This window comes from Janthinobacterium sp. YR213 (genome assembly GCF_900099875.1).
In the GTDB taxonomy this organism is placed as follows: domain Bacteria; phylum Pseudomonadota; class Gammaproteobacteria; order Burkholderiales; family Burkholderiaceae_D; genus Janthinobacterium; species Janthinobacterium lividum.
On the sequence record NZ_FNDA01000002.1, the window covers coordinates 790,782 to 815,402 of the forward strand.

The window sequence follows — 24,621 nt, forward strand, 5'->3', positions numbered from 1 at the left end:
CATGTGTTTATGTGGAACGTAGTGTGCGATTTTTCATAAAAAGGCACAGCTGGCCCGAAGTTCTAAATTTTTTGTGCTGGAAATAAATGGTATTGCTGGCAAAGGATGAGCTATTATTTGAAAGATAATTTGAAGTGTTTGATTGCAATTTTATTGATGTCGATTTCATCGTTATGACAGGATGGATTTTCCCCGTGACGTATGGGTGACGTATGAAGAGGTATTTTGTGAAAAAGGAAATTGAATACCAATGTCAGGAATCGACTTGTCAGGCGACATTTCATTGGACTGTGAGCTTTTGTCCTTTTTGTGGAACGAAGCAAACGGTTGTCAAGGTGAAGATAATGTCACCGCAATTCGAGGTGAAAAACGTTGACGGGAATACGCCGTTTCCCATGAGTGATCAGACCAGGATTGTTGCTTCCAGTGAGCGGGATGATCGCGGAATGAGGGGGCGAGCATTGCCAGATCCTGTTTTATTGGACGATGGTCAGAAAAAATACAGTATTCATATTGTCGACAGTATTTCAAATTCGTACTGCGATAGCGTCTCGTTTAGTGCTTTGTTGCGATACGGGAAAAGTACCTTGGGTCTGGATACAAGGCGGGTGGAGTCGATTTTATCGGTGGCTTTGCAACGTTTAAATGTCGTCAACGAAAAAGCGTTGTTGGATGAACTTGATGGACTGTTGCACGTTTTTACAGACACTGAAAAAAAATTAGATAACAAGAGTCGTGTTGACGCATTGCAAAGTGTCTGTAAGCCGCGTCCTGGCGCGATGAAGGGTGTCGATCCAGAGATCGCGGAGCGGTACATCAACGATTTTTGTCGCAAGCATAGCGTGATGCAGAGGTCAGGTATCTGGGGCTGGAAGATTTTGTAGGGTAGTGGGTTGCATAGAGTTGATTTGGTTTGATCGTTCAAATTACAATTTTTAAAAACAGAGGAAAACATGAATCAATCCGATCTGGACTGGTTGAAGAACCGTGTAGCTGCGGCTGTGGATGATGATTTTTATCTGGATCGGGGTGAAGAGAGGCGCATTAAAGAAGAGTCCGCTGCACGCGGTATCGTGAGCAGAGAAATAGAGTTGGTGATCCGTGAACAGTTAGATGAATACTCCGCAGTGTCCGAGCGTGCGCTCGTAGAGGAGCTGGATAGGTTGCTGCATCAGTTCACTGACAACGACAAGAAACTGGATCGGAAAGAAGAGCGTCTGGCACTGAGTAAAGTAGTTAACGTGGCGTCTGGCAAACGTGTTGGACTGGATCCACGTGTGGCAGAAGAATATGTGACTAATTTTTGTAAGGCAAACGGGGCATCGCGTTCGACGGATACAAAAAAATGGTTGGGTTCCCAGATGGGACTGGCGGTTGTCGCCGTTGCCGTTGTTGGCGCTGCGATCTTCTTTGCGACTCGGGCGTCGAAGGATGTAACTTCAGGCGCAGTGTCACAAGTCAATGAGAGCCGGTCTGTGGATAAGAAGGCGATTAAGCTCAATGAAAATGATCGTTCGGAAATCGATGATCAGTTGCGTCGTGCCTCCCTTTATATTGAGAAAGCTCAATACACTGATCCGCCGGAAAGTTCGGCCAAGGCTTCTCTCGATCAAATTCGCCAGATCGACCCCGAGGGACAATATCGTGGTGAAGAGGTCAAAGGGCTTGCCAGCAAGATAGTTGATCATTACATCAAACTGGCTGAAAAAAGTGCCGCATCAAATGATCTTGGCGCGGCTGCCAAGTGGTTGGCGCGTGCGAAGCTGCTGAACCGTGATCGTGAGGTAATATTAGAAAAGGAACGAGCACTAGGGCTGGTGAAGGCAGAGCGTTAAGTCTGCGCTATCTCCGCCAGCAGAGATAAGCAGAGCTCGCAATGGCCAAGGCATTCGATTTGATCGTATGCCTTGCCTTGTTGCATCAGCAGAAGGTTGGAATGTGTCTGAAACAGTGAATGACGTTTGCATCAACGCCGCTTGCGGCCGGACCTTGCCGCTGCGCGTGGCGCATTGCCCGTTTTGCGGCGCGCGCCAGATGGCGCAAGCGCCTGTTCTGGAGAAAGCCGTAGCGCCGCCGCCCGTGCCGCGCATGCCGCCGCCGGTGCCCGCGGCTCCGCCCATTCCTTCGCCTGCTCCTGCGCCCACCCCCGTGCCGCAGCCCGCACCCGTTCCCCAGGCAATCCCGCCAGCGCCTGCCGCGCCGGCAGCTGCGCCCGCCAAGGCGCCGCCCGCCAAGCCTGCCACCAGGGGCTCGGTGCCGCCGCCGCGCCCGCCCGTGCGCTTGCGCACGTGGATCGCGGCGGCAGTGGTGCTGACCGGTATCTGGTTTTTCAACAAGCCCGCCGACAAGCCGGCCAGCGTGGCGGAACAGGTCGAGGCCGCCACGGCGCTGGCGGCGCAGTGCGACCTGGATGGGGCGCGCAGCGCGCTGGCCGTGCTGAAAAGCGCCAAGGCGCCCGCCGCGCAGATCAGACGCTTGCAGGCAAGCATCACCAAGTCCGCCGCTACCTGCGACAGGCAACAGCAGCGGGCGCAGGCGTGGCTGGCGCTGCAAGGCAGCGTCAACCAGGCCCTCGACGCGGGCAAGCCGGAGCTGGCCGCCACGCGCCTGGCCGTGCACGTCAAGCGCTGGGGCGACGATCCCGACACGCTGGAACTCGACGCCAAGGTGAAAGTGGCGCTGGCCAGCGCCCAGCTCGACCTGGCCGACGCCTGCCTGGCGCGTTCGGACCGGGTGTGCCTGGAAAACAGCCTGATCGCCGCCGAACGCTACAAGCGGCCGGAACTGGCGGCGCGCACGCAGGCGCTGCGCACGGCGCTGTCGCAATTGCTCGAGCGCTCGCTGCTCGATGCGTCCCCCGGCCAGTAGCGCCAACATGTAAAACGCCCGCCGGGGTCAAGCCGGGCGGGCGCATTTTACTCAGCCTTACTCTTGCGGCACCAGCGCCAGTGCCGCGCTGAAGTCGCCCATCGGCTTGCCGCCATGGGCCACCAGTGCCTTGTCGCGCGTGCTCAAGCCATCGAGCACGGGCAGGGCGAAGCGGTGCGTGATGGCGCGCAGGATGGACGCCGAATCATATTGCGTATGGTCAACTAATCCCTTTTTCACGTAGGGCGAAACGAGGATGGCCGGCACGCGCGTGCCCGGACCCCAGCGGTCGCCCTTCGGCGGCGCGGCGTGGTCGTAGAAGCCGCCGTTTTCATCGTAGGTGACGATGACCAGCATGTTCTTCCACTGCGGACTCTTTTTCAGCTGGGCGATGACGCTGGCGATGTGCGCGTCGCCGTCGGCCACGCTGGCGTAGCCCGCGTGCTGGTTCAGGTTGCCCTGCGGCTTGTAGAAGGCGACGGGCGGCAGCTTGCCGGCACTCGCATCGGCCAGGAACTGGCTGTCGAAGTCGCGCAGGTGGGCGGCGCGGTAGGCGGGCGCCTTCACGGGGTCCATATTCGCAAAGTAATTGAAGGGCTGGTGGTGGAACTGGAAGTTCGGCGGATTCGGGAAGCTGCCGGCGCGCGCGCTGGCCGTGGCCAGGGTCGTCGTGTCCTTCCAGGCGCCCGCATACCAGGCCCAGTCGATGTTCTTGCCAGAGAGCAAGTCGCCGATATTCGTCTGCGTTTGCGGCGGCAGGGTGGTGGCCTTGGCCGTGTCCGCATACAGCTTGCTGCTGTCGCCCGAGGCGGGCGCGTTGCTGCTGGGCTGGAATGGCGGCTGCATGGTATTGACGGCGTAGAACATGCCCGTGCTGTCGGCCGGCGTCAGCGCGCCGTCGTTGGCATAGGCAGGCGCGCCGTTCAGGACGGTGCTTGGCGCCGTGGCGGATGGCGTCAGGCGCAGGAAGTTGCCGTTGGCGTCGACGTCGATCTTCGCGATCGAGCCCTTGGCCACCGAGGTGTCCGCGTTCGGATAGGTGGGCGCGCAGGCGCAGATCAGGTACTGGTGCGTGAGGAAGGAGCCGCCGAAGGCGCCGATGAACAGATTGTCGGCCAGCGCATACTGTTTGGCGATGTCCCACAGCTGCATCTTGCTGCCGTCGTAATAGCCCATGCTCAAACCGCCCGCATCGGAATACGCGGCGAACTTGTCGTTGGCGCCGCCGTTGATCTGCATCTGGTTGTTGTAGAAGCGATGGACCAGGTCGCGCGTGATGACCGATTGCGGCAGGTACAGGGGGCTGTTGGCATCATCGATCTGGAACGGCTTGTTCGGCAGGTTGGCCGATTGCGCCTGCGTGATGACGGTGTTCTGGCCGGCCGCCGTCATGCCGCCCCAGGTGGGCGGCAGCACGGGCAGGGTGCTGCCGTCGACGTCCTTCTGCGGCACGTAGGCGGAGGTCGACGTGGGGTTCACGCCCGGCACGCCGTTGGCCCCCGGGAACAGGCCGTACAGGTTGTCGAAGCCGCGGTTTTCCGCATAGATGACGACGATGGTCTGGATATTGTTCAGCGCCAGCGCGCTGTTCAGTGCAGCCAGCGCGTCGGCGGGCGCCGCCTGCGCGCTGGCGCTGGCGATGAATGCCGTTACGCTGGCGTTTTCCGCCTTCAGTTTCGCCAGCTCGTCGCCGCTGGCCTTGTTGAAGTCGGACGCCAGGGCCGCTTCGGACACGCCGAGGCGCGCGGCCAGCTTGCTGCTGGCGGACGCAAAGTCGCCGCCGTTGCCGTCCATGACTTGCGCCAGTTCCGTCGACAGGGCGCTGACGAAGGCGCTGTGCCCGGCGGGGGCGCGCAGCAGCAGTTTTTGCGTCACCTTGCTGCCCACGTCGCCGATGGCGTCATGGCGGATGGCATCCGTGCCGATGGTCACCAGCACGGCGCCCTGGCCGTCGAGCGTGTAGCTGCCGTCGGCGGCCGTGCGCACGGCGGCGGAGGCGTTGTCGCACGTGAGTCTGGCGGTGGCGCTTTCCAGGCACACCTGGGCGTTTTCATAGTAGCTGCCGATCACCTGGCCATGGGTGCTGGGCGTGATCGCATAGTTGCTGCCGCAGGCGGCCAGGCCCAGTGTCAGTAACAACGGCAGGGGCCGTAAAGAGGTTTTTGCGTGCAAGTTCATTTTCATGCCTTCTGGGTGGAAAACGTCGCATGCTAGGCAGGCAATATGTCAGCTGCGTGACATGTCAGCGCCTGTTACATGACGTAATGTACGGACTTGATACATGAGGTTTTGCAGGGTTTTGTCACGCAGCTGTCACATGCCGTTGCTACGCTGCCAGCCCATGATGAAAACGAATCCCTCCCTGCTGCTTGCCGCCGTGGCTGCCTGCCTGCTGGCCGCCTGCCATCCGGCAGCGCAGAAAGAAGCCGCGGCCAAGCCCGCCTATCTGTCGGGCGCATACGCCCCCACCCTGCAACGCCAGCCTTCCGTGGCCCAGATGACGGCCATGGGCCGCGCCATGTTTTTCGAGCCCAGCCTGTCCGTGTCGGGGAAGATGTCGTGCGCCAGCTGCCACAGTCCGGAACACGCGTATGGGCCGCCAAATGCCCTGGCGGTGCAGCTGGGCGGCCCTGAGCTGAAGGACGCGGGCACGCGGGCCGCGCCTTCGCTGCGCTACCTGCAGACGGCGCCCGCCTTTACCGAGCATTTCCATGACGATGATGGCGACGACAGCGTCGACGCGGGCCCCACGGGCGGGCGCAACTGGGATGGCCGCGCCCAGTCCGGCCACGAACAGGCGCTGGCGCCGTTGCTGTCGCCGCGCGAGATGGGCAACCGCGATGCGGCCGCCGTCGTCGCCAAGTTGCGGGCCGGCCCCCTGGCGGCGCAGTTCCGCCAGACGTATGGCGCGGATATCTTCGAACAGCCGGGCCAGGCGCTGCGCTGGGCGCTGATGTCGCTGGAAGTGTTCCAGGAAAGCCCGTTGGACTTCTATCCGTACACGAGCAAGTACGACGCCGTGCTGCGCAAGCAGGCCGTCCTGAGCCCGCAGGAAGCGCGCGGCCTGGCCCTGTTCAATGATGAGCGCAAGGGCAATTGCGCATCCTGCCATATCAGCCAGGTGAGTGCCGGCGGCGCCTTTCCCCAATTTACGGATTACGGCTTGATCAATATCGGCGTGCCGCGCAATGGCAAGCTGCCCGTCAATGCGGACCCGGCGTTCTTCGACATGGGCTTGTGCGGCCCGGACCGCACCGACTTGATGGAGCACAAGGAATACTGCGGCAGCTTCAAGACGCCATCCTTGCGCAACGTCGCCCTGCGCAAGGTGTTTTTCCACAATGGCAGCTTTGACAGCCTGAAGCAGGTGCTGCGTTTTTACGTGCAGCGCGATACGGCGCCGCAAAAATGGTATCCGGCAGACAAGAACGGCAAGGTGCGCAAATACGACGACTTGCCGCCCGGCCTGGTGGCGAACGTGAACGTGGAAGCGCCATTCGACCGCCAGCCGGGCCAGGCGCCCGCCCTGAACGAAACGGAGATCGCCGACGTGATCGCCTTCCTGCATACCCTGACGGATGGCTATCAGGCACCCCGCCCGGCACAGGGAAAAAATGGCTGAAAAGATATCAAGATACCATTGCTTACAACTACGCCACAAAAGCCTGTTTTTATGTGCGTTAGCGCACGCTAGAAAATTTTAGGCAGGTGTATATTGCGAACTGATCTGTGTCTTTTGATAACAATGAAAGGGAATATCATGAAAGTAAGCAAAAATTGGATGACCGTGTGCGCCGCCGGGATGATGGTTGTGGCACTTGCTGCCTGCCAGAAGAAGGACGATGTCGCTGCAGGCCCTGCTGAACAGGCTGGCCAGAAGATCGATGCGGCCGCTGCCAAGGCTGAAGCCGACATCAAGGCCGCCGCTACCAAAGCTGACGCTGCCGTGAGCCAGGCCGCTGCCGATACGGGCGCCAAGATGGACCAGGTCGCCGCTGACGCCGACAAGAAAATGAGCGAAGCGGCCGATGCCGTCGGCAAGAAAGTGGAAAAAGCCGGCGAAAAAATGCAGGAATCCGCGCACAAGTAATCATCGTAGCAAGCGCGCCAGGGCCGGCCACTTCCGGCCCGGCCCCCGCAGCTGTCGTCAGGTGATGGCGGCTGCGGCGACGCCATCGCTGGCCTGGCCGCCTGGCCTCTTCTTCCCCGCCGTCTCCGTTTTGTCCACTCCGTCCGCGCCCCCCAGTACCACGCTCAAATCGACAAAGCCGTCGCGCCACGCGCGTTCCAGGTCTTGCTCCACTGCTTCCAGGGTCGTTCTTTCCACCTGCTGAAAACCGCGCAAGCCATAGGCCCGGTTGCGACCGTGCGCCTTGGCAAGGTACAGCGCCATGTCGATCAGGTTGACGCTGCGCTCCCATGTGAGCGGCCGTCCCAGCGGCGCCAGCGGATAGGGCGCAAAGCCCACGGACACGTGTACCTTGATGGCTTGCCCCTGGTAGTGGATGCTTTGCGCCGCCATGCCGTTGAGGATGCGCCGCGCGATGTCGTCGAGTCCGTCGCGCGCGACGGCTGGCAGGAAGGCGAGGAATTCTTCGCCGCCCCAGCGCACGATCATGTCCGTTTCGCGCAGCACTTCGTGCAGGGTTTCGGCGATCGTCGTCAGCACCAGGTCGCCTGCCGCATGGCCGTAAGCGTCGTTGATGTGCTTGAAATGGTCGACGTCGAGCAGGAACAGCGCGCCCACGACATCGGCGCCGCCATAGGACGGCTGCGGCTTGCCCGCATGGCTGCGCATGAATTCCTGGAAATGGCGGCGGTTGTACAGGGCCGTCAGCGGGTCGCGTGAGCTCTGGCGCTTGAGTTCCTGGTTTTTCACCTTCAGTTGCACGTTCGCGTGGCGCACCTTGCGGTACAGCAAGCCGACGATGACGGAGGCCATAGCCAGTACCAGCGCCAGCAGCCACCACACGCGCTGCTGCAGGCGGCGGTTGTCGATTTCCGTGCTCTTGATCTGATTCTCGCGGCTCAGCAGCTCGATCTGGCGCTGTTTCTTTTCCGCCTCATACTTTTCCTGCAGCTCATATACGGCCTTTTGCCGCTGCTTCTCGAACAGCTGGTTCGAGATGCCCCGTTCGCGGTGATACGCCGTGACGGCGCCGCGCAGGTCGCCTGCCTTTTCCAGCGCCATGCCGTATTCCAGCATCACGGCCTGCATTTCCGGCTGGTTGGCCGTGCGTTCGTAGTAGGCCAGGCCCGTGGCCACGCTTTGCTTGCCTTCCTGTAAACGCCCCTGGCCGATCAGCGCCTGGCCGATGTTCAGGCGCGCCGTCGCCTCCACCTGTTCATTGTTGACCAGACGCGCCGCCGTGATGGCTTCATTCGCAAAGCGCAGGGCGCGCGCGTAGTCGCCTTCCTTCAGGTAGCTGTCCGACAGATTGACGAGGGTGACGGCGACCATGCCGCGCGCGCCCAGCTGGCGTTCCAGCGCCAGGGCCGCCAGCAGGGCGCGCTGGCCCCGCTGCGGCTGCTGCGCGTCGAGCGCCAGCCCGTATTCCGTATTCTTGGCCTGCGCCATGCGGCCCGGCGATGCCAGGGTGCCGGACACGGCCAGCAATTCGTCGAGCACCTCGAAGCCCTTGTCGTATTCGCGCATCTGCGTGTACAGCAGGGTAAGGGCATTCAGCGAGGCGGCCAGACTGGAGGGGGAGTTGCTCTGGCGCGCCAGGTCGACGGCCGCCTGCAGCTTGGCCAGCGCAAACGGGGAATTGCCTTCCTCGGCCCAGGACTGGCCCGCGCTGATGGTGGCCTGCACGCGCACGGGCAGGTCGTCCGTGCGGTTGGCGATGCGTTCCGCCTCAAAGGCCAGCAGGTGCGAGGCGCGGCGCTCGTTCATGGCGAACGTGACATAGGCTTTGCAGAGGATGCCTTTCGCCAGCGCCACGTCGCTCTTGTTCTGGCGGGCGTAGGCGATCAGTTCCTCGGCCAGCCGCATGGCGATATCGTTCTGTCCCAGGCGCATGCGCACGGTACTCAGCTGTGTCAGGAATTCCGCGCGCACCAGCAGGGGAGCGCTGCGCGCCTGCGTTTCCACCTCCTCCAGGCGCTGCAGGGCGCGCGCGGGGACGAAGCGGCCATCCTCGCGCACGGCGGCAATATGCTGCTCCAGCTTGCCGACCTGGGCATGGCTGGCGGGCGGCAGCAAGCAGGCCAGTACCAGCAGCCAATGCGCCTTTCGCCATGATGCCCGATTCTGTCTGCCTGCCAACGTCCCGCTCCCGCAATGACACCTGTCTGTAACAGATTATATTCTGTTGCAATCAAGAAATATCATGCGGGGCACAGAAATTTGCGAAAGTGCACACTGCCGGCATTGACAAGGCCCGCTTACTGCGCCAGCTGCTGCAGCAGGTACAGGCGCTGGTACAGGCCGCCTTCGATCTGCATCAGGGCATCGTGCGGCCCCGCTTCCGTGATGCGGCCGTGGTTCAGCACGATGATGCGGTCGGCCTCGCGGATGGTCGACAGGCGGTGGGCGATGGCGATAATGGTGACCTTGCCGCGCAACTCGTTGAGGGCCTGCTGCACGATCTGCTCCGTCTGGCTATCGATGCGCGACGTCGCTTCGTCCAGCAGCAGAATGCGAGGCTGGCCGGCCAGTGCGCGGGCAATCGCGATCAGCTGCTTCTGCCCCGATGACAGGCGCGAGCCGCCTTCGCCCAGCGGCGTGTCGTAGCCGTGTTCCAGCGCGGCGATGAAATCGTGCGCATGCGCGGCGCGGGCGGCCGTCTCGATCTGCGCCTGCGTGTAGCCGCGGCCCATGTCGATGTTTTCGCGCGCCGAGGCCGCCAGCAGGAAGGGGTCTTGCGGCACCAGGCCCACGTCGGCGCGGAAGTGCTCGTTGTCGATGCTGTCGAGGGCCACGCCATTGATGGCGATGCTGCCCTGCGCGACGGGATAAAAGCGCAGCAGCAAGGAGAGCAGGGTCGACTTGCCGCTGCCCGTATGGCCGACGATGCCAAAGAAGGCGCCCTGCGGAATCGTCAGCGACAGGTCGTGCAGCACGGGCTGGTTTTCCACGTAGGCGAACGTCAGGTTCTGGATGTCCACGGCGGGCAGGTCGCTGCCCGCTTTCGTCTGCCGCAGGGCCGGTGTTTCCCTTCCCTGTGCATGCTCGAGCGCCTGCGCTTCGTCCAGCAGGGCCGAGACGCGGGCCGTGGCCACCACCGACTGCTGCAACTGGCTGAACTGCATGGTGATCTGGATCAAGGGTTCGATCACGCGCGCGATGTAGCTGATGAACGCATACAGCACGCCTACTTCCACGGCGCCCATCTCGCGCCGGCCGAAGCTGAAGATGACGACGGCCAGCAGCACGATGTTGAGCATGTCGAGCGCGGGGCGCAGCAGCCAGGCATTGGCGCGCAATTCCTGCATGCGCGCCGTGTAGTGGTCCTGGTTGATGCCCGTGAAGCGCGCGCCGAAGCGCTTTTCCGCGTTATTCGCCTGCAGCACGCTCATGCCGCCGATCGATTCGGCGATCTGGCCGTTGATCTCGCTGCGCAGGGCGCGCGCGCGCGTGACGGCCGGCGCGCTCCAGCGCTGGTACAGGAAGACGATGGCCAGCACGGCCGGCAGCAGGGCCAGCACGATCAGCATTAGCCGCCAGTCGAGGAAGGCCATGGCGGCCATGGTGCCGACCAGGACGATGGAGCTGTCGAGGATGACGAACAGCACTTGCACGTACAGCGATTTCACCGCTTCCGTGTCGTTGGTGACGCGGCTGACCAGTTGTCCCGTGATGGCGCGGTCAAAGAAGGCCATGGGCAGGCGCAGCACGTGCTGGTAGACGGTTTCGCGCAGACGCTGCACCGAGCGCATGGCCAGGCCGGACAGGCGCACCAGCTGCAGATAGCGCAGGCCGGAAGCGACCCAGCCCGTCAGCAGGCATCCGCCCAGCAGCAGCGACATGCGCGTCCAGTCCAGGTTGCGCGGCAGCAGATGCTGGTCGATCAGGGCCTTGCCCAGAATCGGCCCCGTCACTTCCAGTGCGGCGGCGAGGATCAGCCAGAATGTTGCCCAGTACAGGTGGCGCAGGTCGGGCGCGGCGGCGCGGCGCAGCAGGCCGATGGCTTGCGCGGCCTGGCGGCGCACGGATTGCGTGGCGGTGGTGGCTTGGTCGGTCTTAGATGGCATCGAGGCTGGCCTCCAGTTGTTGATAGCGCCACTGGCTGGCGTACCAGCCGTCGCGCTGCATCAGCGCGTCGTGGTTGCCCGTTTCCGTGACGTGGCCGTCGCGCAGGACCAGGATCAGGTCCGCGTTGACGACGGCGCTCAGGCGGTGGCTGGCGATGATGGCGCTGCGTTCGGGGCGCTTGCGGCGCAGTTCCTCCAGGTGCTGCAGGATGCGCGTTTCCGTACCCGTGTCGACGGCGGACAGCGCGTCATCGAGCAGCAGCAAGCCGTTGTCGGCCAGCAGAGCCCGGGCAATCGCCACCCGCTGGCGCTGGCCGCCGGACAGGGTGATGCCTTTCTCGCCCACGTGGGTGGCATAGCCGTCGGGGAATTGCAGGATATCGGCATGGATGTCGGCCAGCTGCGCCGCCCGCTCCACTTCCTCGCGCGTGGCGCCGGGACGGGCCAGGGCGATATTGTCGGCGATGGTGGCGGAGAACAGGAACGATTCCTGCGGCACCCAGCTGATGGCAGCGCGCAGCGCGTGCAGGGTGTAGGCGTCCAGCGGCTGGCCGCTCCACGTGGCCGTGCCCGATTGCGGCGTGACCTGGCGCAGCAGCACGCGCAGCAGGGTCGACTTGCCACTGCCCGTCGGGCCCACTAAACCCAGGGTCTGGCCCGGCTGCAGGCGCAGCGAGATGCCGGACAGCGCGGGCGCCGTCTGGCCCGGGTAGGCGAAGCCGACGTCCTGCAATTGCAGGGGCCCGGGCGTGAGGGTGGCGATGGTGCCATGGTCGTCGATGGCCAGCGGCGCATCGAGCATGGGCTGCAGGCGCTGCCAGGCGGCACGGCCCCGTTCGATCAGGGAGAGCACCCAGCCGGCGGCGAACATGGGCCAGATCAGCTGGCCCAGGTACATGGAAAAGCTCGTCAGCGCGCCGATGGTCAGCTGGTCTTGCCATACGAGGTAGCCGCCCAGGCCCAGGGTCAGCGCCGTGGCGGCCGTCAGCGTCAGGCCGACGGCCGGTTCGTATGCCGCTTCCCAGCGCTGCGCCGTCAGGCTGGCGTTCGCCGCGTGGCCGGCCAGGGCGGAAAACTGCTTGCTGCTGCGTTCTTCCAGGCCCAGCGCGCGCAGGGTGCGCACGCCCGACAGCGATTCCTGCACATGGTCGTTCAGCGCGGAAAAGCGTTTCAGCGAATCCGTCGATGCCGTGTGGATATGGCTGGAAATGCGCCAGAAGGCCAGTCCCATCAGGGGGAAGGGCAAGAGGGCGATGCAGGCCAGGCGCCAGTCCACGCCCAGCAGCATGATGCCCAGCACCATCAGCAAGGTCAATGTGCCGTCGAAGCCGGCCAGCATGGCTTCGCCGGCGGCCATTTCGATGGCGTCGATGTCGTTCGTCGCCAGCGCCATCAGGTCGCCCGTGCGCTGGTTCTGGTAGAACGACGCGCCCTGCTGCGACATGCGCGTGTAGAAGCGCGTGCGCAGCATCACGCCCAGCTGGTAGGCGGCCTTGAACAGGGTGATGCGCCAGCCCACGCGCAGGAAATAGATGACGACGCCGACGGCGAGCAGGGTCAGCAGCTCAAGCCACAGTTCGGCAGCCGTCATGCGGTGCGCGGCCAATGCGTCGATGATGGCGCCCACGCGGCGCGGGATCCAGACGGTCAGTGTTGCCACGCCTGTCAGCATGACGGCAGCGGCGGCATACGCCGGCCAATGCTGACGCACGAAGCCGGCGATGAGCCTCGATAAACTCATGGTTACCTTTTGTTTTTAGTAATGGGGTGTCGCGGGGCGGAAGGACGGGCACGCGGACGGAAAGTACGCGTAGGATACAACAAGGTAGAAAAGCGCGCTGTGGACGGGCACGCAAAAAACGGGCCGTAGCCCGTTGTTTTGCTGCATCAGTGCGGCGCGCGACGCTTACTTGCGGCCGCTGCCTTTGCCGCCCAGCATGTCGAGCTGTTTCGACGGCGTGCCTTTGGGGGCGGCCTTGACTGCCGGCTTGGCGGCTGGCGCTGGCGCGTGCTTCACGGCGGCCTTGGCCACGCTCTTGCCGACGGCGCTGGCCGGCTTGGTGGCTGGTTTGGCCGGTGCTGGCGCGGCGGTTTTCGCTGGCGCGGCGGCGGGTGCAGGTGCGGGCTTGGCCGCTTCAGGCTTGGCAACCGGTTTGGCTTCGACCGCTTTCACGGCGGGCTTGTCGGCGGCCTTCTCTGCCACCTTGGCAGGCGCTGCCGCTGGCTTGGCTGCCGGTGCGGCGACAGGCGCGGGCGCTGGCTTGGCGACAGGCTTGGCCACTTCGGCAGGCTTGGCGGCAACGGGCGCTGGGGCCGCTGCTGGCGCTGGCGCAGCGACAGGGGCAGCGGCAGCGGCAGGTGCGGCGATGGCCGGCGCCGGCTTGGCAGCGACAGGGACGGATGCGGCGGCAGGGGCGGCAGCATCGAGGCGGGCCTTGGCCGAGGCCAGCAATTCCGCCTGGGTGCTCGAGGCGATGCCGAACAGCTGGCGGCTGTAGGCCAGCACGCTCTCGATGTTAGGCTGCGCCTGGTTGCTGCTGTAGCTGAAGAAGTCGCGCGGGTCCTGCGTTTCCAGCAGGTGCTGCGCCGTTTCCGCTGTCTGCGACAGGGCGGCCTTGCTTGCGTTCAAGTTCAGGGCGATGATTTTCTCGGCGCTTTCAAAGACTTTGCTGGTCAGCGTGCTGAAGATCTGCAGCTGGTTTTCCAGTTGCGACTTGGCTGCGCTGGAAATTTGTTCAGGAAGCGGAAACATATTTACTCCTTTGTACGGATTAAAATGCTGGCAAAACGCTCTGCAAAATTCCGAAAACCAGAGTTGGCCGCGTTTTGTAAAGTGGGTAGCGCGCTGAATAGCTGATCATAGACTGTTTATGATGCAACGCAATATGAATATTCTAGCGGTGATTCGAGTTGGTTGAAAGTTATTTTTATCGCGCCGCCCTGTCATGGCGGCATAGTATTCATCAGCTTGTTGCTGTCTGACGAATGTTTGCGCTCGCGCAAGGCGCGCATCGTGATTCTATGGCTATGTTTTTGCCAGTCGCTATATTTTTGCACTGCAGCATCGCACGGAAGTAGATGTAATGGCAATGATGTCATTGCCCCCAAGTAGCCAACAGAAGGAGTGTCCGCATGGACCTAGTCATCCGCAATGCCAGCCTGCCCGACGGGCGCCGCGCCATCGATATCGCCATCGAGGGCGGCCGCATCGCCGCCGTCGGCCCCGCCTTGCCCGTGGCGGGCGCGCAAGAGATCGACGCCGCCGGCGACCTCGTCACGCCGCCGTTCGTCGATGCCCACTTCCACATGGACGCCACGCTCAGCTACGGCTTGCCGCGCGTGAACGCCTCCGGCACCCTGCTCGAAGGCATTGCCCTGTGGGGCGAACTGAAGCCGCAATTGACGCAGGACGCCCTGGTGGAACGCGCCTTGCAGTATTGCGACTGGGCCGTGGCGCGCGGCTTGCTGGCCATCCGCTCGCACGTGGATATCTGCGACCCGCGCCTGCTGGCCGTCGAAGCGCTGCTAGACGTCAAGCGGCAAGTGGCGCCGTATCTCGATTTGCAGCTGGTGGCATTCCCGCAGGATGGCATCCTGCGCAGTCCCGGCGCCTTCGACAATCTGAAGCGCGCGATTGCCATGGGCGTCGATGTGGTGGGCGGCATCCCGCATTTCGAGCGCACCATGGCCGACGGCGCGGAATCCGTGCGCCTGCTGTGCGAATTTGCCTGTGAACGTGGCTTGATGGTCGACATGCACTGCGACGAGTCGGACGACCCGCTGTCGCGCCACATCGAAACCCTGGCCTTCCACAGCCAGCGCCTTGGCATGCAGGGCAGGGTGACGGGGTCGCACCTGACGTCCATGCATTCGATGGACAATTATTATGTCAGCAAACTGCTGCCCCTGATCCGCGAGGCGGGCGTGGCGGCCATTGCCAACCCCCTCATCAACATCACTTTGCAGGCGCGCCACGACACGTATCCGAAGCGGCGCGGCATGACGCGCGTGCCCGAGATGCTGGCCGCCGGCATTCCCGTCGCCTTCGGCCACGACTGCGTGATGGACCCGTGGTACAGCCTCGGGTCAGGCGACATGCTGGAAGTGGCGCACATGGGTTTGCACGTGGCGCAGATGACGGGCCAGCAAGCCATGCACGACTGCTTCCTGGCCGTGACGGAGACGCCGGCGCGCATCCTGGGCCTCGATGGCTACGGCATCGCGCCCGGCTGCCATGCGGACTTGCTGATCCTCGATTGCAGCTCCACGGTGGAAGCGCTGCGCCTGCGCGCGGCGCGGCGCCTGGTGCTGCGGCGGGGGAAAGTCGTCAGCGAGGCGCCCCGCGCGCAATCGCGCCTGCACCTGCCGGGGCGGCCCGAAACGGTCAATTTTCGCCTGGGGCGCTGATACAATCAGCCATCACTTGTTATCGGGAGTACCGCTTTGAAAGAAATTGATATCCGCCCGGCCAACGAAGCCGACTTCGACGCCATGTGGCCGATCTTCCAGACACTGGTTGCCGGCGGCGACACCTATACCTTCCCCGCCGATACCACGCGCGAAGAGTGCCATGCCTACTGGTTCGGCCCCGGCGTGCAAAGCTTTGTCGCCGTGATGGGCAGCGAGCGCCTGCTGGGCATGTACAAGCTGGTGGCAAACCAGCCGGGCCATGGATCGCACGTGGCCAATGCCTCGTTCATGGTCGATCCCGCCGCGCAGGGCGTGGGCGTGGGCCGCCTGCTGGGCGTGCACTGTATGGAAGAAGCACGCCGCGCGGGCTACCTGGCGATGCAGTTCAACTTCGTCGTCAGCACCAACCTGGCTGCCGTCACCCTGTGGAAAAAACTGGGCTTCACGGTCGTCGCCACCCTGCCGCTGGCCTACCGCCACGCGCAGCTGGGCTATGTCGATGCCTACGTGATGTACCAGCTGCTGAGCGACCCGATGCAGTGGCCGGCATGAGCGGCGCCATGACAGAGCCGATCACCGTCATCGAGACGCCCCGCTTGCGCCTGCGCACCGCTACCCTGGACGATGCGGCCTTCTACATGGAGCTGGTCAACGACCCGTCGTGGATCGCCAACATCGGGCAGCGCAACATCCACACCCTGGAAGCAGCCCGCGCCGCGCTGGAAACGGGACCCATGGCGCAGTTCCGCGAGCATGGCTATTCGCTGTACATCGTCGAGCGCCGCAGCGACGGCGCGCCTGTCGGCATGGCCGGCCTGGTGCGCCGCGACAGCCTTCCCGGCCCCGATATCGGCTATGCCGTGCGCCCTGCGTACTGGGGCCAGGGCTATGCCTGGGAAGCGGCGGCCGCCATCGTGCAGCATGCGCAGCACGTGCTGCGCATGCGCACCCTGTACGGCATCACTTCGCAGCAGAACCAGGCGTCGATCAACCTGCTCAACAAGCTGGGCCTGCGCTTCGAGCGTTTCTCGCGCCTGCCGCCGGATGGCAAGGAGACGAATGTCTACCGCAAGGATTTTCGTCTGGACTGAGGCGGCAAATGCGTATCAGGGAAGTGAAAAAAAGTATTTAGAAACCCGCGCCTTTTGTAGTGGTGGCGCGCGGTCTTTGTTTTTATAGTTGGCATACCGGTGGAAAACCGCCGGACTATAAAAATGGAGACGTGTTATGAAAATCATGACTGCTGTTGCATGGGGCGCCCTCATGTCCGCCGGGTTCGCAGACGCCTCGGCGCAAAGCTGCTCGGTGCCTGTGCTCAAGGTGCTGGCGCAAAAAAGCCTGGGCCTGACCGTGATGGAAAAGACCCTCGCCGAGTATGAAAAGAAAAGCGGCACCAAGGTACAAATCAGCTATTTCGGCGAAAACGACCGCCGCTCCAAGGCCAGGCTCGATGCTTCCACCAAGGCCGGTTCCTACCAGATCTATTACATCGATGAAGCCAACGTGGCCGAATTTGCCACTGCCGGCTGGGTCGTCCCCCTGCTCAAATACCTGCCCAAGGAAGCCGACTACGACGACTTCCTGCCGGGCCGCCGCGCCGTCGCCTCGTACAAGGGCGTGGCGTATTTCGCGCCCCTGATCGGCGGCAGCGACTTCCTGTTCTACCGCCGCGACCTGCTGGAAAAGGCCGGCATCGCCGTGCCGAAGACGCTCGACGAACTGGTCGCCGCCGTGAAGAAACTCAACAGCCCGCCCAACGTGTATGGCTGGGCGGCGCGGGGCCAGCGCGGCTCGGGCATGAATGTGTGGCGCTGGTCGCCGTTCATGCTGGCCGCCGGCGGCAAGTGGGAAAAGGATGGCGTGCCAACCTTCAATTCGCCGCAGGCCGTGAAGGCCACCACCTTGTACCGCGACCTGTTCAAGTATTCGCCGCCGGGCGGCGCCACCTACGACTGGAGCAATGCGCTCGAAGCGTTCAGGTCGGGCAAGGTGGCCTTCATGATCGAGTCGACGCCGTTTGCCGACTGGATGGAAGATCCGAAAAAATCCTCGGTGGTCGACAAGGTCGGCTATGTGCGCCCGCCCGCGCCGCTGGCATCGGCCGCCTATGGCCACGGCCTGGCCATCTCCGCCACGGGCGCGAAGGATGAATGCACGCGCCAGGCGGCCGGCAAGTTTATCGCTTTCGCCACGGGCAAGGAACAGGAGCAGGCGCGTCTGAAGGACAACGTCTTCAGCGACTACAACCGCAGCAGCACCATCGCCAGCGACTACTTCCGCAAGCACGTCAAGCCGCAGATCCAGGCGGGCCTGACGGACACCACGCCCGTCTCGCGCGTCACCATCTGGCCTAGCCCCGAGTGGCCGGACATCGGCGACAACCTGGGCGTGGTGCTGGAAGAGGTGTTTACGGGCACGCGCGGCGACGTGCAAAGCGCGCTCGATGAAGCGAATGAGTACGCGACTGAAGTGATGCAGCGGGCCAGCAAGCGCAAATAGAGACATCTGACCAAACCTGCTGCGCGTCGGTATAGGCGGCCTGCGATGCTCACTGTGCATAAAGCACAGTTCCGCTTCTCGGCCACCTCTACCTTCCGCTCGCTACGGTTTTGTCAGGTGTCGTGACGCAGCCTGTTTGCTTGTCCGTTCTCGTTTGAAAGCCATGACCATGCCGCATTCCATCCGTAAAAAACGCCACACCTGGCTGCCGGCCGTGTTTCTGACGCTGCCGCTGCTGGTCCTGCTGATACTGGGCCTGGTGCCCAGCATCGCCGCCATCAACCTGGCCCTGCAAAACCGCGTGCTGCGCTACAGCGACAGCGATTACGTCGGCTTTGCCAATTTCATCCGCCTGTTCGGCGACCGCCGCTTCGTCAATGCCGTGCAGGTATCGGCCATCTGGGAAGTGGTCACCGTGGCCGGCTCGCTGATCGTCGGCGTGCTGCTGGCCGTGTTCCTGTTCGAGAGAGTCAAGGGACGCACGCGTGACGTCATCGCGCTGCTGCTGATCGTGCCCGTGCTGCTGCCGCGCGTCTCGGCCGCCTTCATCTGGAAGTTCATGTATTCGCCGCTGATGGGCATCCTCAACTGGCTGCTCGAGTGCGTGGGCCTGGGCGGCACGGCCCTGCTGTCCGATCCCGCCACGGCCCTGTATGCGGTGGCGCTGGTCGACATCTGGCAGTGGGGCCTGTTCTTCGGCGCCGTCATCCTGAAGCTGCTGGAAACCCTGCCCGCCGAACCGCTGGAAGCGGCGCGCCTCGATTACGCCAGCACGCTCCAGGTGTATGCGTATATTGCGCTGCCGATGCTGAAGGTGCCCATCATGAGCCTCGTGTTCATCAAGATGGTCGAGTCGCTGCGCTCGTTCGACCTGATCTACGTGATGACCAAGGGCGGCCCCGGCATCTCCACCGAAACCCTGGACATGTACGCGTATGCGCAAGGCATCGGCCTGATGGGCAAGGTGTCGTATGCGTCCAGCATGGCCGTGCTGATGATGCTGGCCACGACTGTCATCTTCACTTTACTCTGGAAGCGGGTCGCCAAATGGGAAAACTGACTGTTCGGCGCGGCATGGACCATGCCGCCACCACCGCCATTACCACCGCCATCGTGCTGGTGGCGCTGTTTCCCATCCTGTGGGCCGTGCTCAATTCCTTCAAGGAGCTGATGGATATCGTCACGCCCGTGCCGCGCTTTTTCTTCAGCCCGACCCTGGCCAACTACAAACAGGTGCTGGCCAGCCCCGAAGTGCTGACGGGACTGGGCAACAGCGTGGCCATCGTCGGCGTGGCCGTGTTGCTGGGCGCCGTGCTGGGCGTGCCGGCCGCGTATGCGATCGCCCGCTATCCGATCCCGGCCAAGAAGGATATCCAGTTCTTCCTGCTCTCCCTGCGCTTTTTGCCACCCGTCGCCGTCGCCATTCCCTTGATCTCGATCTGGATCGACCTGGGCCTGTACGACTCGCGCCTGTCGATGGTGGTGACATATCTGCTGGTGACCCTGTCGACGATCATCTGGCTGTCGATTCCCGCGTTTGCCCGCATCCCGAAAGAGATCGAGGAAGCGGCGGCGCTGGACGGCTACGGCCCTTATCAGGTGTTCTGGCACGTGGCCCTGCCGGTGGCCTCTAAAACCCTGATGGGCGGCATCGTCTTCAGCTTCGTGCTGGTCTGGAACGAACTGATGATCGCGCTGGCGCTCACCTCCTCGAAAAGCATGACCCTGCCCGTGGTGGCGTCGGCCTTCACGTCGATGGGGCAGGAAGTGCCGTGGGGCGTGGTGAACGCTTCCACCGTGCTGCTGGCGCTGCCGCCGCTGCTGTTCGTCGGCATCCTGGGACGGCTGCTCAACTCCATGCTCAAACATAAATAAGGAAGGCTATCATGCAAGCACTCGTACTGGAACAGGCGCATTCCATCACCCTGCGCGATATCGACGTGCCGCTCGCCGTCGGCCCGCGCGACGTGAAAATCAAGATTCATACCGTGGGCATCTGCGGCAGCGATGTACATTACTTCAAGCACGGCAAGATCGGCCCCTTCGCCGTCGAAGCGCCGATGGTGCTTGGCCACGAGGCATCCGGCGTGGTGGCCGCAGTGGGCGCGGAAGTCACGCACCTGAAGGCAGGGGACCGGGTCTGCATGGAGCCGGGCGTGCCGCAGTTCGATTCGCCGGCCACCATGCGCGGCCTGTACAACCTCGACCCCGCCGTGCGCTTTTGGGCCACGCCGCCCATCCACGGTTGTCTCACGCCATATGTCGTGCATCCGGCCTCGTTCACCTTCAAGCTGCCCGACAACGTCAGCTTCGGCGAAGGCGCCATCGTCGAACCGCTGGCCATCGGCCTGCAGGCGGCCAAGAAGGCGGCCATCAAGCCGGGTGACGTGGCCGTGGTGATCGGCGCTGGCACCATTGGCGCCATGAACACCCTGGCCGCGCTGGCGGGCGGCTGCTCGCGCGTGATCCTGGCCGACCTGGTGCCGGAAAAACTGGCCCTGTTCGCCGGCAATCCCGCCGTCACCACGGTCGACGTGCGCCAGGCCAGCCTGGCCGACACGGTGCGCGAGGCTACCGATGGCTGGGGCGCCGACATCGTTTTTGAAGCCAGCGGCAGCATGCGCGCCTACGACAACATCATCGATCTGCTCTGCCCGAACGGCTGCCTGGTGCTGGTCGGTATGCCGCCGGATAAGGTGCCTTTGGATATCGTCGCCATCCAGGCCAAGGAAGTGCGCATCGAGTCGGTGTTCCGCTACGCGAACATCTTCCCGCGCGCCATCGCCTTGCTGGCCTCCGGCAAGATCGACGTGAAGCCCTTCATTTCGCGTACCTTCGGCTTTGCCGACGGCGTGCAGGCGTTCGAGGAAGCGGCCAAGGGCCATCCGCGCGACGTCAAGATCCAGATTCAACTGGCAGGAGACTAACCATGGCAAATATCGCCTGCAGGCAGCTGCACAAGACGTATGACGAGAAGACGGCCGTGCTGCAGCCGTTCGACCTGGAAATCGATGACGGCGAATTCATCGTCCTGCTGGGGCCATCGGGCTGCGGCAAGTCGACCTTGCTGCGCATGATCGCGGGCCTGGAAGACATCAGCGGCGGCGAGCTGCTGATCGGCGGCGCCGTCGTCAACGACTTGCCGCCCCGCGCGCGCAACGTGGCGATGGTGTTCCAGAATTACGCGCTGTATCCGCACATGACGGTGTACGACAATATCGCCTTCGGCCTGCGCCGCCTGAAGGTGCCGCACGACGAGATCGAGCGCCGCGTGCGCGAGGTGGCGGCCATCCTCAGCCTGGACAGCCTGCTCGAGCGCAAGCCGCGCGCCATGTCGGGCGGCCAGCAGCAGCGCACGGCGATTGCGCGCGCCATGATCAAGACGCCGCAAGTGTTCCTGTTCGATGAGCCGCTGTCGAACCTGGACGCCAAGCTGCGCGCGCAGCTGCGCGCCGATATCAAGCGATTGCACCGCCGCCTGCGCACCACCACCCTGTACGTCACGCACGACCAGCTCGAAGCGATGACCCTGGCCGACAGGGTGGTGCTGATGAAGGGCGGGCATATCGAGCAGATCGGCACGCCGGCGGAGCTGTACAACCACCCGCGCACCCTGTTTGCGGCCGGCTTCATCGGCACGCCAGCCATGAATTTCATCGACGGCGTCATCGAAAAAGAGAACGGGCAAACGGTGCTGGTATGCGCCGGCTACCGCTGGCCATTGATTTCGCCCCGCTTCGCCGCGCTGCCGGCCGGCGCGCGCGTGGTCTTCGGCCTGCGGCCGAACCACTTGCGCGCGGCGCTGCCGCAGGAACATGCCGGCAGCCATGGCCTGGCGTGCGCCATCGACCTGGTCGAGCTGCTGGGCGCCGAAGCGCTGATCAGCTTTCAGTGCGGCGCCTTGACCTTGTCGGCCCTGCTGCCGGCGAATGCGGCCAACAGCGCGGCGCAGGTAGGGCAGACCCTGGCGCTGGCCTTCGACGAAGAGCACATGCATCTGTTCGACGCTGACAGCGGTCTGGCCATGGCGCCCGGTGGTCAGTAAGTGGTTAGAATAGGGTGACCAAGACCGTGCAAGGGAACTGCCGTGACGCCTGACCTGGAACTGATCCATAAACCGATCCATGAATCGTTTCGCGCGTGGGCGCACGGTTTTCCGCACACCGTGGCGAAATGGCATTTTCATCCCGAGTACGAGCTGCACTTCATCATCACATCGAATGGCAAATTTTTTATCGGCGACCATATCGGCAGTTACGGGGCAGGCAATCTGATCCTGACAGGGCCGAACCTGCCGCATAACTGGGTCAGCGAACTGCCGGAAGGCGTGGTCCTGCCCGAGCGCGACCTGGTGCTGCAGTTTTCCAGCGACTTCATCGAACGTTGCGCGCTGCTGTTCCCGGAGATGGCGCCCCTGAAAGCCCTGCTGGCCGAGGCGGGCAGGGGCTTGCAATTTCCCGATGCGCTGGGCCTGCGCCTGGTGCCGCTGATGAAGGAATTGACGACGGCGCAGGGCTTGCGCCGGGTCGAACTGTTTACGCGCCTGTTCGGCGAGCTGTGCGACTGCCGCGAGCGGCGTCCGCTGGCCAGCGTCACCTACCTGGCGCAGGCGGGCCGCTACATGTCGTCGACCATCAACCTGGTGCTGGCCTATATCAAGCAGAACATCACGCTCGATTTTTGCGAGCAGGACGTGGCTGACGTGGCGGAGATGAATACGCTCAAATTCACGCGTTTCTTCCGCAAGCATACGGGCACCTCGTTCATTCAATACGTCAACCAGGAGCGCATCGCGCTGGCCTGCGAGCTGCTGATGAACACGGACATGAAGGTCACCGATATCTGCTATCGCACGGGCTTCAACAACCTCTCCAATTTCAACCGCCAGTTTTTGGCACACAAGCAGATGTCGCCGTCGAAATTCCGCTCCTGCCTGCTGATGAACATGCCCGAGCCGTCAGGCGACGGCCATTCTTAACTTTCTTTTGGAATCAAATGACTTATCTCGGTATCGATATCGGCACTTCCGAAGTCAAGGCCATCCTCACCGATGACGCCCAGGCCATCCTTGCCAGCGCCGGCGTGACCCTGCGCGTCTCCAGCCCCCATCCCGGCTGGTCGGAACAGAATCCCGAGGACTGGTGGCACGCCACCCTGGACGTCATCGCGGCTATCCGCGCCGCGCAGCCGGTGGCGTTTTCCGGCCTGCGCGGCATCGCCCTGTCGGGCCAGATGCATGGCGCGACCCTGCTCGACAAGCAGCAGCACGTGCTGCGCGCGGCCATCCTGTGGAATGACACGCGCGCGTTTGCCGAATGCGTGGAGCTCGAGGCGCTGGTGCCCGAGTCGCGCGCCATCACGGGCAACCAGGCGATGCCCGGCTTCACGGCGCCCAAGCTGCTGTGGCTGCAAAAGTACGAACCCTCGCTGTTCCGCGCCACGGCCAAGGTCTTGCTGCCGAAGGATTACGTGGCGCTGCGCCTGACAGGCGAGTATGTGTCCGACATGTCCGACGCTTCCGGCACCCTGTGGCTGGACGTGGCCAGGCGCGACTGGTCCGAGCGCATGCTGGCCGCTACTGGCCTCACGCGCGAGCATATGCCGCGCCTGGTCGAAGGCAGCGACGCTGCGGCGCAGGTGCGATCCTCGCTGTGCCAGGAGTGGGGCATCGCGCATCCGGTGCTGTTGGCCGGCGGCGCGGGCGACAACGCGGCCGCCGCCGTGGGCCTGGGCGTGGTGGAGCCGGGCGCCGGCCTGCTGTCGCTGGGTACCTCGGGCGTGCTGTTCGCGGGCAGCGATGGTTTTGCGCCGAATCCGGGCCAGGGCGTGCATGCGTTCTGCCATTGCCTGCCCGAGCGTTGGCACCAGATGAGCGTGATCCTCAGCGCCGCGTCCAGCCTCAGCTGGGTGGCGCGGCTGACGCAGTCGAGCGACATCGGCGAACTGGTCAGCCTGGCGGAAAATGTCGAGGCGCGCACGGCGCCGGTCTTCCTGCCCTATCTGAGCGGCGAACGCACGCCGCATAACGATGCCTCCGCGCGCGGCGTATTTTTCGGCTTGTCGACGGAACACGGGCGCGCCGAACTGGCCTACAGCGTGATGGAAGGCGTGGCCTTTGCCATGGCCGACGGCAATGCGGCCTTGCGCAGCGCCGGCACGCATCTGGAAGAAGCATCGTTCGTCGGCGGCGGCTCGCGCAGCCGCTTCTGGGCGCAGCTGTGCGCGAATGCCTCGGGCTTGCACGTGCTGCGCCACGACCACGGCGTGGCCGGCGGCACCATGGGCGCGGCGCGCCTGGCGCAGATGGCGGTGACGGGCTTGCCGCCCGCGCAGGTGTGCACGCGCCCGCCCGTGCAGGAAACGGTGGCGCCGCAGGCGTCCGCCGTGCTGGACGACCGCCTGGCGTGCTACCGGCGTTTGTATCCGCTGCTGCGCGAGGAGTTCGCGGGAGCGGCTGTGGTGGCGCGCTGACGCTGCCAGCAAGATTGCCGGCCTGACCATGCTGTGGGCGCGCCAATATGGCCAGGCAGTCAACTTTTCCATGTAATTTGTTGTTTCTATGCTGAAAGTGTTTCTTTAAGGAAAGCGCTGCTTGGTTTTTCACGGGGCGCGCCCCATGATTTCTTCATTTGGTGAGAATTGGTTAGT

General features: G+C 63.5%; 19 protein-coding genes and 1 pseudogene. 15 read left to right on the forward strand and 5 right to left on the reverse strand.

Going from position 1 to position 24,621, the window contains the following annotated elements:
* The first annotated feature begins 344 nt into the window (after positions 1–344).
* The 3 genes from BLT98_RS28790 (at position 345) to BLT98_RS12750 (ending at position 2,868) form a co-directional block, all read left to right on the forward strand.
* Positions 345–884, forward strand: coding sequence for a hypothetical protein (locus tag BLT98_RS28790; RefSeq protein ID WP_139144610.1), 540 nt, complete (start codon positions 345–347; stop codon positions 882–884).
* A 69-nt stretch (positions 885–953) separates the two neighbouring features.
* Positions 954–1,835, forward strand: a complete 882-nt coding sequence (locus BLT98_RS12745) for a hypothetical protein (RefSeq protein WP_092608215.1) — start codon at positions 954–956, stop codon at positions 1,833–1,835.
* Positions 1,836–1,938: 103 nt separating this feature from the next.
* Complete coding sequence (locus tag BLT98_RS12750) at positions 1,939–2,868, forward strand: hypothetical protein (protein WP_139179242.1); 930 nt, start codon at positions 1,939–1,941, stop codon at positions 2,866–2,868.
* A 57-nt stretch (positions 2,869–2,925) separates the two neighbouring features.
* Here BLT98_RS12750 and acpA read toward each other — a convergent pair whose 3' ends face one another.
* The gene (acpA, locus tag BLT98_RS12755; RefSeq protein WP_244517474.1) at positions 2,926–5,046 is read right to left on the reverse strand and encodes an acid phosphatase; all 2,121 of its coding nucleotides are present in this window, start codon (positions 5,044–5,046) and stop codon (positions 2,926–2,928) included.
* 166 nt (positions 5,047–5,212) lie between these two features.
* Here acpA and BLT98_RS12760 point away from each other — a divergent pair, with 166 nt between their 5' ends.
* The gene (locus tag BLT98_RS12760; RefSeq protein WP_092608705.1) at positions 5,213–6,490 is read left to right on the forward strand and encodes a cytochrome-c peroxidase; all 1,278 of its coding nucleotides are present in this window, start codon (positions 5,213–5,215) and stop codon (positions 6,488–6,490) included.
* A 138-nt stretch (positions 6,491–6,628) separates the two neighbouring features.
* Positions 6,629–6,958: a hypothetical protein gene (locus BLT98_RS12765; protein ID WP_034786523.1), complete on the forward strand. Its 330-nt coding sequence runs from the start codon at positions 6,629–6,631 to the stop codon at positions 6,956–6,958.
* A gap of 57 nt (positions 6,959–7,015) precedes the next feature.
* Here BLT98_RS12765 and BLT98_RS12770 read toward each other — a convergent pair whose 3' ends face one another.
* The 4 genes from BLT98_RS12770 to BLT98_RS12785 form a co-directional block, all read right to left on the reverse strand.
* On the reverse strand, positions 7,016–9,073 hold the full coding sequence (locus BLT98_RS12770; protein ID WP_348272731.1) for a tetratricopeptide repeat-containing diguanylate cyclase: 2,058 nt from the start codon (positions 9,071–9,073) through the stop codon (positions 7,016–7,018).
* A gap of 182 nt (positions 9,074–9,255) precedes the next feature.
* Positions 9,256–11,064 (reverse strand): ABC transporter ATP-binding protein, encoded by a 1,809-nt coding sequence (locus tag BLT98_RS12775; protein ID WP_092608224.1) that lies wholly within the window; start codon positions 11,062–11,064, stop codon positions 9,256–9,258.
* Complete coding sequence (locus tag BLT98_RS12780; RefSeq protein WP_092608227.1) at positions 11,054–12,805, reverse strand: ABC transporter ATP-binding protein; 1,752 nt, start codon at positions 12,803–12,805, stop codon at positions 11,054–11,056. The genes BLT98_RS12775 and BLT98_RS12780 overlap by 11 nt, the downstream gene beginning before the upstream one ends.
* A 165-nt stretch (positions 12,806–12,970) precedes the next feature.
* The gene (locus BLT98_RS12785; protein ID WP_139179244.1) at positions 12,971–13,816 is read right to left on the reverse strand and encodes a phasin family protein; all 846 of its coding nucleotides are present in this window, start codon (positions 13,814–13,816) and stop codon (positions 12,971–12,973) included.
* Between the two features lie 380 nt (positions 13,817–14,196).
* Between BLT98_RS12785 and BLT98_RS12790 the strand changes: the two genes are divergently transcribed.
* From BLT98_RS12790 to xylB, 10 genes and pseudogenes are all read left to right on the forward strand, one after another.
* Positions 14,197–15,471: an amidohydrolase family protein gene (locus BLT98_RS12790; protein WP_092608230.1), complete on the forward strand. Its 1,275-nt coding sequence runs from the start codon at positions 14,197–14,199 to the stop codon at positions 15,469–15,471.
* Between the two features lie 36 nt (positions 15,472–15,507).
* On the forward strand, positions 15,508–16,026 hold the full coding sequence (locus BLT98_RS12795; protein WP_092608233.1) for a GNAT family N-acetyltransferase: 519 nt from the start codon (positions 15,508–15,510) through the stop codon (positions 16,024–16,026).
* 8 nt (positions 16,027–16,034) lie between these two features.
* Complete coding sequence (locus tag BLT98_RS12800) at positions 16,035–16,565, forward strand: GNAT family N-acetyltransferase (protein WP_092608712.1); 531 nt, start codon at positions 16,035–16,037, stop codon at positions 16,563–16,565.
* A gap of 145 nt (positions 16,566–16,710) precedes the next feature.
* Positions 16,711–17,973 carry an ABC transporter substrate-binding protein gene (locus tag BLT98_RS12805; protein ID WP_225317477.1) on the forward strand — a complete coding sequence of 421 codons (1,263 nt, stop codon included), beginning with the start codon at positions 16,711–16,713 and terminating at the stop codon, positions 17,971–17,973.
* Between the two features lie 169 nt (positions 17,974–18,142).
* On the forward strand, positions 18,143–19,033 hold the full coding sequence (locus BLT98_RS12810) for a carbohydrate ABC transporter permease (protein ID WP_092608715.1): 891 nt from the start codon (positions 18,143–18,145) through the stop codon (positions 19,031–19,033).
* On the forward strand, positions 19,021–19,848 hold the full coding sequence (locus BLT98_RS12815; protein ID WP_070257990.1) for a carbohydrate ABC transporter permease: 828 nt from the start codon (positions 19,021–19,023) through the stop codon (positions 19,846–19,848). The genes BLT98_RS12810 and BLT98_RS12815 overlap by 13 nt, the downstream gene beginning before the upstream one ends.
* A gap of 11 nt (positions 19,849–19,859) precedes the next feature.
* The gene (locus BLT98_RS12820) at positions 19,860–20,900 is read left to right on the forward strand and encodes an NAD(P)-dependent alcohol dehydrogenase (RefSeq protein ID WP_092608236.1); all 1,041 of its coding nucleotides are present in this window, start codon (positions 19,860–19,862) and stop codon (positions 20,898–20,900) included.
* A 2-nt stretch (positions 20,901–20,902) separates the two neighbouring features.
* Positions 20,903–21,991 (forward strand): annotated as a pseudogene (gene ugpC, locus BLT98_RS12825) (sn-glycerol-3-phosphate ABC transporter ATP-binding protein UgpC); the annotation flags it as partial.
* Positions 21,992–22,060: 69 nt separating this feature from the next.
* A complete protein-coding gene (locus tag BLT98_RS12830; protein ID WP_034786532.1) occupies positions 22,061–22,951 on the forward strand; it encodes an AraC family transcriptional regulator in 891 nt (296 codons plus the stop codon).
* Between the two features lie 17 nt (positions 22,952–22,968).
* Positions 22,969–24,444: a xylulokinase gene (gene xylB / locus BLT98_RS12835; RefSeq protein ID WP_092608242.1), complete on the forward strand. Its 1,476-nt coding sequence runs from the start codon at positions 22,969–22,971 to the stop codon at positions 24,442–24,444.
* Positions 24,445–24,621: the final 177 nt, after the last annotated feature.

Bases quoted from the DNA above. Each gene is read 5' to 3' on its own strand.
- BLT98_RS12820 (WP_092608236.1), top strand. From the start codon at position 19,860: ATGCAAGCACTCGTACTGGAACAGGCGCATTCCATCACCCTGCGCGAT.
- BLT98_RS12815 (WP_070257990.1), top strand. From the start codon at position 19,021: ATGGGAAAACTGACTGTTCGGCGCGGCATGGACCATGCCGCCACCACC.
- xylB (WP_092608242.1), top strand. From the start codon at position 22,969: ATGACTTATCTCGGTATCGATATCGGCACTTCCGAAGTCAAGGCCATC.
- BLT98_RS12800 (WP_092608712.1), top strand. From the start codon at position 16,035: ATGACAGAGCCGATCACCGTCATCGAGACGCCCCGCTTGCGCCTGCGC.
- acpA (WP_244517474.1), bottom strand. From the start codon at position 5,046: ATGAACTTGCACGCAAAAACCTCTTTACGGCCCCTGCCGTTGTTACTG.
- BLT98_RS28790 (WP_139144610.1), top strand. From the start codon at position 345: ATGTCACCGCAATTCGAGGTGAAAAACGTTGACGGGAATACGCCGTTT.
- BLT98_RS12765 (WP_034786523.1), top strand. From the start codon at position 6,629: ATGAAAGTAAGCAAAAATTGGATGACCGTGTGCGCCGCCGGGATGATG.
- BLT98_RS12805 (WP_225317477.1), top strand. From the start codon at position 16,711: ATGACTGCTGTTGCATGGGGCGCCCTCATGTCCGCCGGGTTCGCAGAC.
- BLT98_RS12810 (WP_092608715.1), top strand. From the start codon at position 18,143: ATGCCGCATTCCATCCGTAAAAAACGCCACACCTGGCTGCCGGCCGTG.
- BLT98_RS12775 (WP_092608224.1), bottom strand. From the start codon at position 11,064: ATGCCATCTAAGACCGACCAAGCCACCACCGCCACGCAATCCGTGCGC.
- BLT98_RS12785 (WP_139179244.1), bottom strand. From the start codon at position 13,816: ATGTTTCCGCTTCCTGAACAAATTTCCAGCGCAGCCAAGTCGCAACTG.
- BLT98_RS12745 (WP_092608215.1), top strand. From the start codon at position 954: ATGAATCAATCCGATCTGGACTGGTTGAAGAACCGTGTAGCTGCGGCT.
- BLT98_RS12760 (WP_092608705.1), top strand. From the start codon at position 5,213: ATGAAAACGAATCCCTCCCTGCTGCTTGCCGCCGTGGCTGCCTGCCTG.
- BLT98_RS12780 (WP_092608227.1), bottom strand. From the start codon at position 12,805: ATGAGTTTATCGAGGCTCATCGCCGGCTTCGTGCGTCAGCATTGGCCG.
- BLT98_RS12790 (WP_092608230.1), top strand. From the start codon at position 14,197: ATGGACCTAGTCATCCGCAATGCCAGCCTGCCCGACGGGCGCCGCGCC.